Source organism: Archangium sp. (assembly GCF_057119385.1).
Genome location: NZ_DBNGVP010000078.1, coordinates 135,378 through 148,446 on the forward strand (window position 1 = coordinate 135,378; position 13,069 = coordinate 148,446).

At 68.4% G+C, this 13,069-nt stretch carries 8 protein-coding genes; 3 read left to right on the forward strand and 5 right to left on the reverse strand.

The genetic code is table 11. The annotated features are described in order from the left end of the window. Positions 1-177: 177 nt before the first annotated feature. A complete protein-coding gene (locus AC16DP_RS19135; RefSeq protein WP_329735087.1) occupies positions 178-2,781 on the forward strand; it encodes a M16 family metallopeptidase in 2,604 nt (867 codons plus the stop codon). Positions 2,782-2,893: 112 nt separating this feature from the next. Here AC16DP_RS19135 and AC16DP_RS19140 read toward each other — a convergent pair whose 3' ends face one another. The 5 genes from AC16DP_RS19140 to AC16DP_RS19160 are packed head-to-tail and all read right to left on the reverse strand — an operon-like array spanning position 2,894 to position 11,215. Next, on the reverse strand, positions 2,894-8,158 hold the full coding sequence (locus tag AC16DP_RS19140; RefSeq protein WP_329735088.1) for a pilus assembly protein: 5,265 nt from the start codon (positions 8,156-8,158) through the stop codon (positions 2,894-2,896). Positions 8,159-8,167: 9 nt separating this feature from the next. Beyond that, positions 8,168-8,680 (reverse strand): hypothetical protein, encoded by a 513-nt coding sequence (locus AC16DP_RS19145; RefSeq protein WP_329735089.1) that lies wholly within the window; start codon positions 8,678-8,680, stop codon positions 8,168-8,170. 11 nt (positions 8,681-8,691) lie between these two features. Then, positions 8,692-9,861, reverse strand: coding sequence for a prepilin-type N-terminal cleavage/methylation domain-containing protein (locus tag AC16DP_RS19150; RefSeq protein WP_329735090.1), 1,170 nt, complete (start codon positions 9,859-9,861; stop codon positions 8,692-8,694). Further along, positions 9,861-10,427, reverse strand: a complete 567-nt coding sequence (locus AC16DP_RS19155) for a type IV pilus modification PilV family protein (protein ID WP_329735091.1) — start codon at positions 10,425-10,427, stop codon at positions 9,861-9,863. The genes AC16DP_RS19150 and AC16DP_RS19155 overlap by 1 nt, the downstream gene beginning before the upstream one ends. A gap of 5 nt (positions 10,428-10,432) precedes the next feature. Continuing rightward, positions 10,433-11,215: a pilus assembly FimT family protein gene (locus AC16DP_RS19160; protein ID WP_329735092.1), complete on the reverse strand. Its 783-nt coding sequence runs from the start codon at positions 11,213-11,215 to the stop codon at positions 10,433-10,435. A gap of 285 nt (positions 11,216-11,500) precedes the next feature. On the opposite strand from AC16DP_RS19160, the gene prmA reads away from it, so the two are divergent. Further along, positions 11,501-12,373 (forward strand): 50S ribosomal protein L11 methyltransferase, encoded by an 873-nt coding sequence (gene prmA / locus AC16DP_RS19165; protein WP_329735093.1) that lies wholly within the window; start codon positions 11,501-11,503, stop codon positions 12,371-12,373. 33 nt (positions 12,374-12,406) lie between these two features. After that, complete coding sequence (locus tag AC16DP_RS19170; RefSeq protein WP_329735094.1) at positions 12,407-12,895, forward strand: Mpo1 family 2-hydroxy fatty acid dioxygenase; 489 nt, start codon at positions 12,407-12,409, stop codon at positions 12,893-12,895. The last annotated feature ends 174 nt before the right edge of the window (positions 12,896-13,069 follow it).

Genomic DNA, 13,069 nt, shown 5'->3' on the forward strand with positions numbered 1-13,069 from the left:
CCCCCGGACCTCCTCTTCTCCACAGCGCTCCACACGCCACGAGCACTCCGCCCTCCCGGCTGGTCTCCAGGCTCACAACAGGGTCGCGGCCCCCGCTTCCAGGCGTTAGGGACTGGTCGGAAGGGTCCCCGGCTTGCCTTGCCTCCTCACACTGCCGGTGTCAGGTTCGAACGTTCCATGGCTCAGCGCTACACACTTTCCAACGGACTCACCGTCGTCTTCGAGGAGCAGCACGCCGCCCGGGTGGCCGCCTTCCAGGTGTGGGTGAAGGCCGGCAGCGCCGACGAGCGCCCCGACCAGGCGGGCCTCGCGCACCTGCACGAGCACATGCTCTTCAAGGGCACGGCCCGCCGCGGCCCCGGAGAGGTCGCCCGCGACGTGGAGGCCCATGGCGGGGAGATCAACGCCTGGACGTCCTTCGACCAGACGGTCTACCACATCGTCATCGCCAGCCAGTTCGCCCGCATGGGCCTGGACATCCTCGGCGACGCCATCCGCTCCTCCGCCTTCGACGCGGACGAGCTGGCCCGCGAAATCGAGGTGGTCTGCGAGGAGATCAAACGCAGCCAGGACACCCCGGCCCGGCGTGCCTCGAGGGATCTCTTCTCCACCGCCTACCAGGAGCACCCCTACCGCTTCCCCGTCATCGGCACGGCGGAGAGCGTGCGGAGCTTCTCGCGGGACAAGGTGCTCGAGTTCTACCGGCGGCACTACACGCCGAGGAACCTGGTGCTGTCGGCCGCGGGGGACTTCACCGAGGCGGAGCTGCGCCAGTGGGTGGAGGAGCTCTTCGGCGGTGACTGGGGCCGGCCCTACGAGGGAGGCGTGACGCGCGCGCGCGAGCCCGAGGTGGCCCGCCGCCGCGTGCTGCTGCGTCCGGACGAGGTGAAGGAGGTCTACTTCAACCTCGCCTTCCCCATTCCCCAGGCGGACCACCCGGACGTGCCCGCGCTGGATGCGCTGGCGATGCTGGCCGGCCAGGGCGAGGCCTCGCGGCTGGTGCTGGAGGTCAAGCGCAAGCGCAGCCTCGTCAACGACATCCACGCGTACGCCTACACCCCGAGGGACCCGGGCCTCTTCTCCGCCAGCTTCACGCTGCCGCCGGCGAAGCTGACGCAGGCGCTCGAGGAGACGGTGCGGGTGCTGAGCACGCTGCGCACGAGCCTGGTGCCCGCGGACGAGCTGGCCACGGTGAAGGCCCTCATCGAGGCCGAGGCCGTCTACCAGCGCGAGACGGTGCAGGGCCTGGCGCGCAAGATGGGCCACTACCAGTCCTCCATGGGGGACCTGGAGGCGGAGGCGCGCTACTACGAGGCCATCGCCCGGCTCACCCCCGAGCGCATCCGCGAGGTGGCCGAGCGCTACCTGCGCTTCGACCGGACCATCGTCACCGGGCTGCTGCCCCCGGGCACCGCCTTCGGCGCGGAGCAGACCGAGGAGATTCTCGACCGCGTGTCCCGCGAGACCCCCGCCGCGCCGGCCGAGCGCCGCGCGCCCAGGGCCGTGCCCGGCGGGCCCGCGCTGCAGGTGGGCCGCACCGTGCCCGCCTCTCCCGGGAAGATCGTCGAGGAGCGGCTGCCGTCCGGAGCGCGCGTCCTCGTGCGCGAGGAGCGGGCCGTGCCCCTCTTCGCCATGCGCGCCGCCTTCGAGGGCGGCCTGCGCTACGAGACGCAGGAGAACAACGGCATCACCACGCTGCTCGGCCGCAGCCTCACCCGGGGCACGCCCTCGCACGACGCGGAGGAGATCTCCCACCTCATCGACAGCTTCGCCGGCTCGCTGTCGGGCCAGGGCGGGCGCAACTCGGTGGGCCTGCGCGGCGAGTTCCTCTCGCGCCACTTCCAGGACGCCTTCCGCCTCTTCGCCGACTGCCTCCTGAACCCCAGCTTCCCCGAGGCCGAGGTGGCCCGCGAGCGCGCCCTGCTGTTGCAGGACATCCTCACGCGCGAGGACAAGCCCAGTGGCGTGGCGTTCGATCTCTTCGGCCGCACCCTCTTCCGCACGCACCCCTACCGGCTGTCCTCGCTGGGCGAGCAGGCCTCGGTGGAGAAGCTGGGGCCGGACGCGCTGCGCGCCTACCACGCGGCGTACATGGACCCGTCGCAGCTCACCCTGACAGTGGTGGGCGACGTGAGGACGGACGAGGTGCTCGCCCTGGCGCACGAGGCCTTCGGCGCCTCCCGGGGCCGCGCGGCGCCTCCGCCCCAGGTGCGGCCCGAGCCGCCGCCCGACTCCCCGCGCTCGGCCAAGAAGCAGCTGGCGCGCGCGCAGTCCCACCTGGTGCTGGGCTTCCAGGGCGTGCGGGTGAACGACCCACGGCGGCACGCGCTGGAGGTGCTCTCCACGCTGCTCAGCGGGCAGGGCGGGCGCCTCTTCGTGGAGCTGCGCGACAAGCGCTCCATGGCCTACAGCGTGAGCAGCTTCTCCATCGAGGGCGTGGATCCGGGCTACTTCGCCGTCTACATGGGCACCAGCCCGGAGAAGGTGGAGGCCGCGCTCGCCGGCATCCGCGAGGAGCTGGCCCGGGTGCGCGACGAGCCCATCCCCGAGGCGGAGCTCGCCCGCGCGAAGCAGCACCTCATCGGCACGCATGAGATTGGCCTGCAGCGCAACGGGGCGCGCGCCGCGCTGCTCGCGCTGGATGCCTGCTACGGCCTGGGCCAGGAGAACTTCCTGCACTACGCCGAGCGCGTGGCGGCGGTGACGGCCGAGGACGTGCGCACGGTGGCCCGCCAGCTCATCGACTTCGAGCGCGGCGTGCTGGCCCACGTCGGCCCCTGAGCCGGGCCCCGGCTGCCCCGCAAAAACAAATCCCCTCTCCCACGTGCTGGGGAGAGGGGATGAAGTCACCGGGCTTCACCGGGCCCCCGAGGGAGGCCCGGCTCCACCGGAGCTACGGCTGGGCGCAGGCCTCGGCGTTCTCGTGGCGGCACTCGTGCAGGTTGCGCGGCACCTCCATCCAGTAGATGTCCGGGGTGACGTTGGCCTTGTCGCGCAGCTTCTCCGTCTTGGGTGCGTCACCCGGGCTCGTCACCGCCACTTCGAAGCGGATGCCGCCCGTCTTCGACAGCGAGACGATGGGCGCGCCCTCGCTCGGAGGAGCGGTCGTCCCACGGCCCTTGCTGTCGATGAAGCCCAGGCCCATGCGGAAGCCCTCGGCCATGTCCGGCAGACCGGTGATGGCGTCCGCCTGCCACGAGTAGGACATGTCACCCGAACCAGACAGCGAGCAGGCCGAGCCGCTCTTGCCCGCGGCCGGAGAGAACGAGGGCCAGAAGACGACGCCCGCGAGCACCGTCGCGCCCGCCGCCGTGCGCTCCAACAGCGAGTTGTTGTAGCGGATGAACCAACCCGGATCCTCGGCGTTGGCGCGCTTGAGACCCAGCATCTTGGCCGTCGGGATGTAGCGCTGCTTGAAGCCCGAGGCGTCCGGCGCCAGGTACTCGTAGGCCGAGTCCGGAATGGTCACGTCCACCAGCGCGCACCTGGCACCCGTGGGGCAGGTGTAGCCACTCGTCTTGTCCGACACGCGCAGCTTGTCGAACGCGATCGCGCCGGCCTCGTCGCTGAACTTGCGCTGCCAGCCGCCGTACGCGTGGAAGCCGAAGAAGCGGTTGGTCGCCGCCGTCTTCTTCTCCTCGTCGCTCAGCTTCAGGTCCGGGTGCTCGCTCGTGTTGAGGTTGAGGTGGTCTCCCGTCCACTTCGTGCCGGTGCTCTTGGCGAACGACTCCGTCTTGAACGTCTTCTCGGAGCCCGTCCAGGGCGTCGGGTACGTGGTGGAGCCCAGCGCCGCGGCGGGGCAGCTGATGGCGAGGTTCGTCAGCTCCAGGCGCGAGCTGGAGCACGCATCCCCCAGACCGGTGACCCACTCCTCCTTGTTCTCCTTGAGCACGCCCAGCTCGTACTTGAGCGTGGTGGTGCGCTTCTGGCCGTTGACCTCGCCCACCAGCGTGGCGGACACGTTGCACTTGAGGCGGATGCAGGCCAGCAGATCGTCCGGTCCGCAGTCCGAGCCCGTCGTGGTGCGCAGGTGCTGCCGGTCGCCGGTGCCCATGAAGCTGCGCAGCCAGCCCGTCTCCGGCTGCAGGACGTTGGAGGGAATGTTGAAGAAGGGCGCCTTCTCATGGGCGTTCTGCGGCCCGAAGGCGGACCCGTCCTCACGCTGCATCTCCAGCGAGCGGGCGCCGAACCAGTTGTCCACCCGGCCCGAGGCGTCCAGCGTGCCCGGCTTCTTGAAGCGGAACGTCCACGCCTGGCCGCCCATGTCGCCGACGACCATGGTGTCGAAGAAGCCGTCCAGGTCGCGCTCCACGCTCTCCGCCTTGCCGATGTCCACCAGCGCCGGAGAGGCCGCCACGGGCATCATCTGGTTGAGCACGTCGTTGTACGGGCTCGAGGCCTTGAAGCCCGGCTGGGCCTCCGCGGACCACAGCATCTTGCCCGTCCACGCGTCCACCATGTACACGCCGCGGCCGCGCGTCAGGTCCGAGCTGTAGCCACCGTTGAGCACGGCCACCCAGCGCTCCTCCCACCCGCGATCGCCGTTCTTGCCGGAGGTGGCCGCGAGGCGCACCGGTCCGATGGGAGGCGGCTTGGGCGCGAAGTTGGACCAGGACTGGCCCATGCTGGCCGACTGCGGATCACACGCGTTGGGGAACATCCAGCGGAAGGGCTTGGAGCCCGGATCCGACGGAGCCTCCAGGCTCTTGAGCATCAGGTACGGGTCCGTCATGTCCAGCGCCACGTAGCGCTGGCCACCGCCCCGCTCGGTGATGATGGCGATGGAGCGGAACTCGTCGGCCTGCTTGGTGCCGTCCTTGTCGGACTCGGCGTCGGCCGTCGTCTTGAGCCCACCGTCCGCCCAGATGTCGCGCACCATGGGCGTGCCATCCACGTAGTACTCGTGCTTGGCGCCCACCATCAGGCTCAGCTTGGGCAGCAGATCCGGCGGGATGAAGGCCCAGATCTCCTCGCCCGTGCCCACGGTGTACGTGGTGCCGAAGCCCTTCTTGCCCGAGGCGACGTCCCCCTCGGAGCCCACGGGCTCACCCACGTGGATGGCGTGGAGCATGCCGCCGTTGGAGCCCACCAGCGCGATGCGGGGACGTTCGAACGTGTTCCTCTGGAAGTCGCCATAGGCGCCATTGCGCGCGCCCTTGGTGCTCGCCGCCAGGGGAGTGGGCTGGTAGCAGGGCTTGGCACCGCCCGCCACCGCGCACCGCGGCTCGGACGTCACCGAGGCGGAGAAGTCCTCGTAGAGCGTGGACACGCACTGGCCATTGAGGCCCAGCGAGCACAGGAACGGCTCACCCGGCGCCTCCACCGTCACCGGCGTGGAGTGGAAGATGTCCGCGAGCTTGCAGGACTTCGTCTCGCCCGGCTTGTTGTCCGCGCACGGCCGCTCCTCGTTCTTGTTGGAGTCACCGTCGTAGTCGAAGACGTCCACGCCGCGCACGAAGCGGATGAGCGTCTCGGCACACGTCTTCTGCTGCGCGACGGTGCCATCCCACGGCCCCAGTCCCGCCTTGGCGTAGAGCGTGCTGCAGAAGGTGTCACCGCCCGCCATCACGTACTTCTGCAGCTCGGCGATGTTGTCCGTGTGGAACTCGATGGGCGGGTTGTCCGCCACGTCGAACTTCCCGTTGTTGTCCCGGTCGATCATCGTGAAGATGCAGCGGCCCAACGTGTGATCCGGCTTGGCCGCGCCGATGGGCCGCCAGGTGGGATCGCACTTCGCGACGGCCGAGCGCTTGCCGACCGTCTCGCCCAGGTTCCAGAAGGGCTTGGCCTTCACGCCGCCCTCCACCTTGCCATCCCCCACGGGGGTGGCCGTGGCCTGCTTCACCCACTCGCCCTCGGTGTTCTCCTGGACGATGTTGATGGGCTCGAAGCTCTTCGGGTTCGGCACCCCCGGGGACAGGTACTCGATGCCATCGCTGTCCACGAAGAAGGTGTCGTCGCAGTCCTTGTCCTTGTTCAGGTCGAAGTCGTCCCCACCCGTGCTCTTGGCCTTGGAGGCGTCGCAGCCCTGGGCGAACTCGCTGAAGTAGAAGAAGCGGTAGAGGTGACCCTCGTACGGCCGGTTGCGGCGCGGGATGAAGCGGGGCACGAACACGGAGGACTGCGCACCGGAGGCCTGCACGCCGGAGATGTTGGCGGCGGCGAACGAGGTGGACAGCTGCCGGATGTCGCCGAGGGCGTCCAGGATGGCGGTGCGCAGCTGCACGGCGTCGTTGGCCTGGTAGAAGTTGCCCTTGCCGGCCCGCGCGATGCTCTGGAGCATGGCGCTGTTGTCGCCGTAACCGATGGTGTACGTGCGCATCGACTGCACGCCCGCCATGTCGTCGCGCAGGTCCATGTTGGCCAGGAAGAAGGCCACGTCATCCATGAAGTTCTTGTTGCCCACACCGTGGCCAACCGGCCAGTTGTAGTCGGTGTAGTCGCAGTCCGCCTTGGTGAAGTACTCGTCCGGGGTCGGATCCACGTTGTCCACCTTCACGAACTGGTCGCAGTAGTTGATGCCACCGACGTCCGGGTTGAGCTCGGGGTCGATCGGCTCGAACTTGACCGGCTTGCCCTCCAGCAGGCCCGTGCGGGCGCCGTGCTTGACGCCCTTCTCGATGAGCAGCTGCATCATCTTCGTGATGGGCACCGAGTTGTCGTACTTGGGCGCGCCGTCCGTCAGCACGATGACGGAGCTGACCTGGCAGCCGAAGCACACGGACTTGCGGCCACTGAGCTGATCCTCCCAGGGCTGGCCCGGCAGGTACTTGAAGGTGACGGGGTCCGTATAGGGCGGCTTGACCCACTCCTTGGCGTCCACGCCCCAGAAGGCGCCCGGCTTGCCGGTGTACGGGTCATCGTAGGTACCGCCGTTGCAGCAGCCCGGCCAGCCGAAGTCGCCGGGGTTGAGGGGCTGCTTGAACCAGTTCTCCCACTTGTTGTCCGACTTCTGCGAGGAGAAGTAGCCACCCAGCGCGAACAGCGCCTCGCCGATGGAGCGCTCGTTGTTGCGGAAGACCACCTTGTTCACGGCGTTGGTCAGCACGGGCCGGTTGAGGCCCGTCGCCGAGGCCGTGTCCTTGATCTCCGGGAAGGAGTCGTCGCAGCTCGGACGCAGCGGCTCCATGATGAGCGCGGGGTCGAACCAACCGTGGTCCTCACCGAAGGTGGCCACGCCCATGCGCACGTTGGGAGCGATGCGGATGACGTCCTTGAGCACCTTGCGCGCCACCACGAACTTGGGCGGACGCACGTTGAGCACGCGGCCGCTCAGCACCCACTTGCGGAACGCCTCGGGACGCAGCGGCGGCTCGTCCAGCGCCTTGACGGGGCCGGCCTGGCCCGGGTTCGTGGCCTGGGTCTTGGCGGTCACGATCGGACCACGCCACCAGCCCTTGGTCGCCAGACACGCCCGGCACTCGGTCATGATGGGCGAGTCGACGGCGCCATAGGGGTAGTCCGTCGTGTTCCACCCCACGCTGCCGTAGCAGGCCGACAGGGCATCCCCATAGCTGTTCAGGGGGCCGTTGAAGTCATTGCCGTTGATGGTGCCGGCACCCGGGCCTTCCTTCACGTTCCAGTTGAGGCGCCGGCCGCGCGAGAAATAGAAGCGGTTCGGGTCGAAGAACGGCGACGCCAGGGCGCCGTCGGAGTCGTAGACGATGGAGCCGTTCTTCGCCGTGTCGGCGCTGCCCCTGTCGAACCAGCTCATCGCGGCGACGAGCGCTGGATCCTCGCAGCCCGTGTCCATGGCGAGACCGGCCGAGCCCTCGCCACCGTGATCTCCCTTGGCGGGGGTGGCGCTCTTGATCTTGTTGGCCGCGTACCAGCCCGGCGTGAAGACCTCGGGCAGATCCTGGGGGTAGTCCTGCATGGACTCGTTGTTGCCCAGCAGGAACATGGCGCTCGGAGGGCTGGAAGGCACCTCGAAGAAGTCCTTGTCGCCGCCCTGCGAGGGGTTGATCATCGCGTCACCGATGGCCAGCGCGCTCGTGCAGCACGCGGCCTTCGGAGGCGTGTCCACCTCACCCGAGCGGCTCTCCCTGGCCAGCAGTCCCACGGCCCCCGCAACCACTACGCCCGCGGCCACGCCGACTCCGCGGACCGATGGCTTCCGCAGGGCACGTCGCATGGTATCGAAGTCGATGCGCATCATGAAAGGCTCCTAGAGACCGAACCGAACCACGAATTCCACTTCGGTCCCACGACCGTTTTCGTCCACACAGTGGACCGTAATCTTATGCGGAACGCCACCCAAGGTGGTTTTTCCGACAGTATTGGACAGATCTCTCAGCGCCCGCCGGTCACCACCCGCCCTCCCCTCGACGGCCGTGATGCCCGCCACTGACATCTGACCGATGTGGCCGCTGCGCGCACATCGGGAGTCCTCGGGGACGGTGCCGGCGTCGGAGCAGTTGGTGGCGCCCGGCGCGTTGAGGTCCACGTTGACGGCGGAGAGCTCCACGGGCGCGCCATCCAGGAGGCTGAAGCGCGAGAGCATGTACTGACGGCCCGCGTCGGCGCACGCGAGCAGCTCATCGCCGGAGCGCTCGTTGCGGGCCGCGCCCAGCTCACTGTGGGAAAAGGAAACGGCGGCGGCGGCCAGCAGGCTGATGACCGCCAGCAACACCACCACGAGCAACAGCACGGAACCGCGTCTGCCGAGGCGTTTCTTCATGGCAAGTCCTCCTAGCCTCCAGCGCAATTGAAGTCATCCTTGGGAAGGGCGCCCTTGCAGGCGTCCGGAGTCGTAGCGTCCAGCGTATAGACGGGCACCGGCATCTCCGAGGAGCGCATGTTACGCACGTGCACCGACATCTCGGAGACGATGCGGCGGAAACCATAGTCCTTGGGCTTGGGGATGGGGTCCTCGGGCACGGGGACGAGCACCCCGCTGGAGGTGGTCAGCTTGCTGCCGAAGGAGGGAATCTGGTTCATCGCCTGGGGATTGGCGGCCGAGTCGCGGGTGGAGCTGCGGGCCACCAGGCCCACCACCACGGCGCGGATGTTGGCCGGGTTGTCGTTGGCGCGCCGCGGATCGTCCAGGGGCGTCTCGTAATCCGGCGCCGGGTGGAGCGTGTCGTCGTACTTGGTGGGGATGAAGTAGGCGCCGTTGCCGCGCAGGAAGGAGACGCGCAGCGCCTCGATGTCCTCGGCCACCGGCTCGCCGAACGAGTTGGGGTCCGACTCGGCCAGCCCGTGACGGCGGAACAGGTAGGGCCGGGCCGGGGTGCCGGGGTTGCCATCCTCGTCGATGAGCTGGATGGAGTAGTCGTAGACGTCGATCTTGAAGACGTACACGCTCAGCGAGCCGGCGCCAGAGCCGAAACAGCTGGAGGAGAAGTCGTTGAGCCGGGGGAACTTGCCGGTGGCCGCCTCCAGCGACAGGTTGGTGGCGCCCTTGGCGGCATCCAAGCTCAGCTGCGCGTAGGTCCAGGAGAGCGCGCCCGGGCACACCACCTGGAGGATCTGCCCCTTGCGCAGGGACTCGGGCAGCCCGCTGCCGCCCAGGGTGATGCTCGAGGACGTCATGGTGGAGGCGAAGGCGTTGAAGGCCGGGTTGCGCATCCGGAAGACGAGCCGGTCCGAGCGGTTGACGGCGCCGACCGATTCCCGCGACCAGTTGTCCGGGAAGTCGAAGGCGAGCGGCGGCTCGATGCCATAGCCGGCCATGCGCAGGTTGCGCACCACCATCATGTGCGTCTGGCGCAACGAGGCCTGCCCGCCCCGGATGCCCGCCTGCGTGTAGAAGGACTGGGTGTAGCCGAGGAAGGCCGCGGAGACCGCGAGCACCGTGAGGAACGTCACGGCCGAGCCCACCATGAGCTCGATGAGGGTGAATCCACGCTGGCGCCGCATCACACGCCTCCCATCTGGATGCGCATCGTCTGGGTCGTCACGACGCGCGGCTCCCCCGCATCCATGTAGAGCACCTTGACCCAGACCTGCATGCGCTGCACCCCGTCACGCACGAACTCCGTGCGGACGATGTAGAAGCGCTGGTAGACGGTCTCGTTGCGGCCATCCACCTTGTCCTCGTCCTTGAAGACGGGCCGCTGCAGACCGCCGAACGCGGCGCCTCCCAGGCGCAACATCAGCTCGCCGTGCATGCACGCGACATAGGCGTTGTATTCACCCGTGCCCGGCTTGCTCAGCTTGTCGGTCTTGTCCAGCGGATCACTCGCGCACAAGGCGTCGTTGTTGGCCAGCCGGGGATCATCGAAGTTCCACAGTTGGATCTGCTCGGCCAGGTCGTTGGCCACATCCGTGGCCTGCATGAGCCTGCGGGCCTGGCCGGTGGCGCCCCGCGCCTGGATGAGCGCACCGAGCAGACCGGCGAGGCCCACCAGGAACACGACCGCGGCGATGAGGGATTCGATCGTCGTGAAGCCGTGGCGTGGGCGGAAGGAAGCACGTCGCAGCATGGCAATCACCTCGAGGCCGAGAAGGTCCGGACGAGACCGGTGTTGGTGATGACGATGGCCTGCGCGTTCTCCAGACCGCCGCCGCCCACCGGAAGGAAGGCGATGGAGGCCGCGCCATCCGAAGACGGCTTGCCCACGGCATCGGCGAACGTCACCGCGCCATCCGGCTCGAAGAAGATGACGCCCCGGATGGGCTTGGTGGAGCCATCCCCGGAGCAGAAGGTGCAGGGCTTCTCGCTGGGAACGAAGCAGAAGGGCGGCGGGAAGATGTCGGTACTCGTCGACGGCTGGCCCCTGGCGAGGCCGATGCGGCCGGCCAGCAGCGAGGTGCAGCCCTTGTGCGCCACGCGGCCCACGGCCTCGATGAAGCCGCCCGAGAGCACGCGCACCGAGGGGTTGAAGTTGCCCGAGTCGAACAGCGGGAACTCCGAGCCGGAGGGCGCGGGCGCACCGGGCTTCAGGTCGTTCAGGTCCTTCCAGTCGGGCTTGGCCGCCATCGCATCGGCCAGGTTGGACCAGGGGTCCACCACCACCCAATAGCGGATGGGGTTGCCCAGCGTGGGTCCATCCGCGTTGAGCAACACCGCCACGCGCTGGTTGCGGCCATACGCGTGCGAGCGGGCACTGGAGATGACGGCGGCGAACTCGAGCGCGCCACCTGTCAGACGCGTGCGCTGCGGCAACACCTCCAACGCGGCGTACGCGAGCGCGGCCAGGACGGCGACAATGCCCGTGACGGTCGCCATCTCGATGAGGGAGAAACCGGTATTGCGGCGGGTTCGCTTCATAAGGGAGTCCATCATCCGGCGCCCCCGAGCAGAGCCCCACTCCATCCAGACACCGGGCGCACAAAAAAGAGGCTGAGCTTCGAGGGCACTACCGAGGGCACTACCGAAGGCACTACATGGTCCTTGGTGGAGCAGCTTACCGCAAATTCCGACGAGGGATCATCGCATCCTCCGCTCCCTTACGGGACGAGCAACGGAGCAGACCCACCGACTCGGAAATTTCTTTCCCCGCTGCAGGCATCCCGGCATCTTCGGGAAAGCAACGCCAGACGCGAGAAGGGCCACATGACGGGGACGTATCAGACACTCACGGTGGATCTGCCGGAAACGGAGTCGGAGGCCGCCCAGGACTTGCTGCACGAGCTGGGCGCCATGGGACTGGAGGTGAGGGACCGGGAAGGCCCCACCATGCCGGGAGTGCGGGCCCCCGCCGAGGGAGAGGCCATCCTCGTGGCCTACTTCGAGGACGCGGACACGGCCGAGCAGGCGCGCGCGGAGATGCACGAGGCCTACCCCTCGGCGCGGCTGCAGCTGGCCGAGGAGCAGCAACAGGACTGGAGCAATGCGTGGAAGGCCCACATCAAGTCCGTGCAGGTGGGACGGCTGTGGGTGGGCCCCCCCTGGGAGGCGCAGAACGCCCCCGCCGACAAGGTGCGCCTCGTCATCGAGCCGAAGATGGCTTTCGGCACCGGCGACCACCCCACCACCTCGCTGTGTCTGGGTGCGGTGGATGAATACATGAGCACCCATCCGGGTGCGAATGTGCTGGATGTGGGTACAGGAACGGGCGTGCTGGCCATTGCCGCGAAGAAGCTGGGCGCCGGACGGGTGGTGGGCACGGACAACGATCCGGTGTCGGTGGAGCTGGCGAGGGAGAACGCCGTGGACAACGGCACCCCGGACGTGGAGCTGTCGGGCAAGGAGCTGACGGCGGTGGAGGGCACCTTCGACCTGGTGGTGGCCAACATCCTCGCCAACACGCTCATCGAGCTGGCGCCCCTCATCGCCCCGAAGGTGAAGGACAGGCTGCTGATGGCCGGCGTGCTCGCGCATCAGAAGGCGGAGGTGGAGGCGGCCTACGTGAACCTCGGACTGGTGCCAGAGCCGGGTGCCCAACAGGGCGAGTGGGTGCGGCTGGACTTCCACCGCGCGAAATGAACATCCGGCCCGACGGAGGGTTAGAGTCTCCCCATGCTGAAACCACAAACCCAGGCGCTGTTCGACGAGTACATCTCCGCCCACCAGCACCCCACCAACCGGCTCACCCACAAGGTCGCCATCCCCCTCATCGTCCTGCACATCGTCGCCATGCTGGACTGGGTGCGGCTGGCGTCCGTCCCCGCCCTGCCCGGGGGCTCGCTCACCCTCGCCTTCGTGGCGTGGCTGCTCGCCACCGTCTGGTTCGTGCGCGCTGATTTCAAGCTGGGACTCATCGTCTCCGTCGCCGCGGCCCTGTGCATCCCGCTCGGCCGCATGCTGCCTCGCGAGGCCGTCGTCGCCATCGCCGTCTTCGGCTGGCTCGTCCAGCTCGCCGGCCACGCCGTCTGGGAGAAGAAGTCTCCCTCCTTCTTCACCAACCTCGTCCACGCCCTCGTCGGGCCCCTGTTCTTCGTCGCCCTGTTGACCGGGGACTACAAGCTGGCGCCCCAGGCGCAGGCGGCTCCGCAGACGGCACGGTGAGCCTCGGGGTGCTCCTCGGGTAGACCCTCACCCCGGCCCTCTCCCAGAGGGCTCATACTTACCCAGAATCAGCCTTGGGAGAGGAGAGGCGGTGGAGATGCATGCGGTAGATGGTTTCCGCATGCTGAAGCTTCTCCCAGCCACGCCAGAGCGTGCGCCAACCGGGCTCGCCGT

Coding starts and splice junctions, on each gene's coding strand:
- AC16DP_RS19135 (WP_329735087.1), top strand. CDS start 178: ATGGCTCAGCGCTACACACTTTCCAACGGACTCACCGTCGTCTTCGAG.
- AC16DP_RS19140 (WP_329735088.1), bottom strand. CDS start 8,158: ATGATGCGCATCGACTTCGATACCATGCGACGTGCCCTGCGGAAGCCA.
- AC16DP_RS19145 (WP_329735089.1), bottom strand. CDS start 8,680: ATGAAGAAACGCCTCGGCAGACGCGGTTCCGTGCTGTTGCTCGTGGTG.
- AC16DP_RS19150 (WP_329735090.1), bottom strand. CDS start 9,861: ATGCGGCGCCAGCGTGGATTCACCCTCATCGAGCTCATGGTGGGCTCG.
- AC16DP_RS19155 (WP_329735091.1), bottom strand. CDS start 10,427: ATGCTGCGACGTGCTTCCTTCCGCCCACGCCACGGCTTCACGACGATC.
- AC16DP_RS19160 (WP_329735092.1), bottom strand. CDS start 11,215: ATGAAGCGAACCCGCCGCAATACCGGTTTCTCCCTCATCGAGATGGCG.
- prmA (WP_329735093.1), top strand. CDS start 11,501: ATGACGGGGACGTATCAGACACTCACGGTGGATCTGCCGGAAACGGAG.
- AC16DP_RS19170 (WP_329735094.1), top strand. CDS start 12,407: ATGCTGAAACCACAAACCCAGGCGCTGTTCGACGAGTACATCTCCGCC.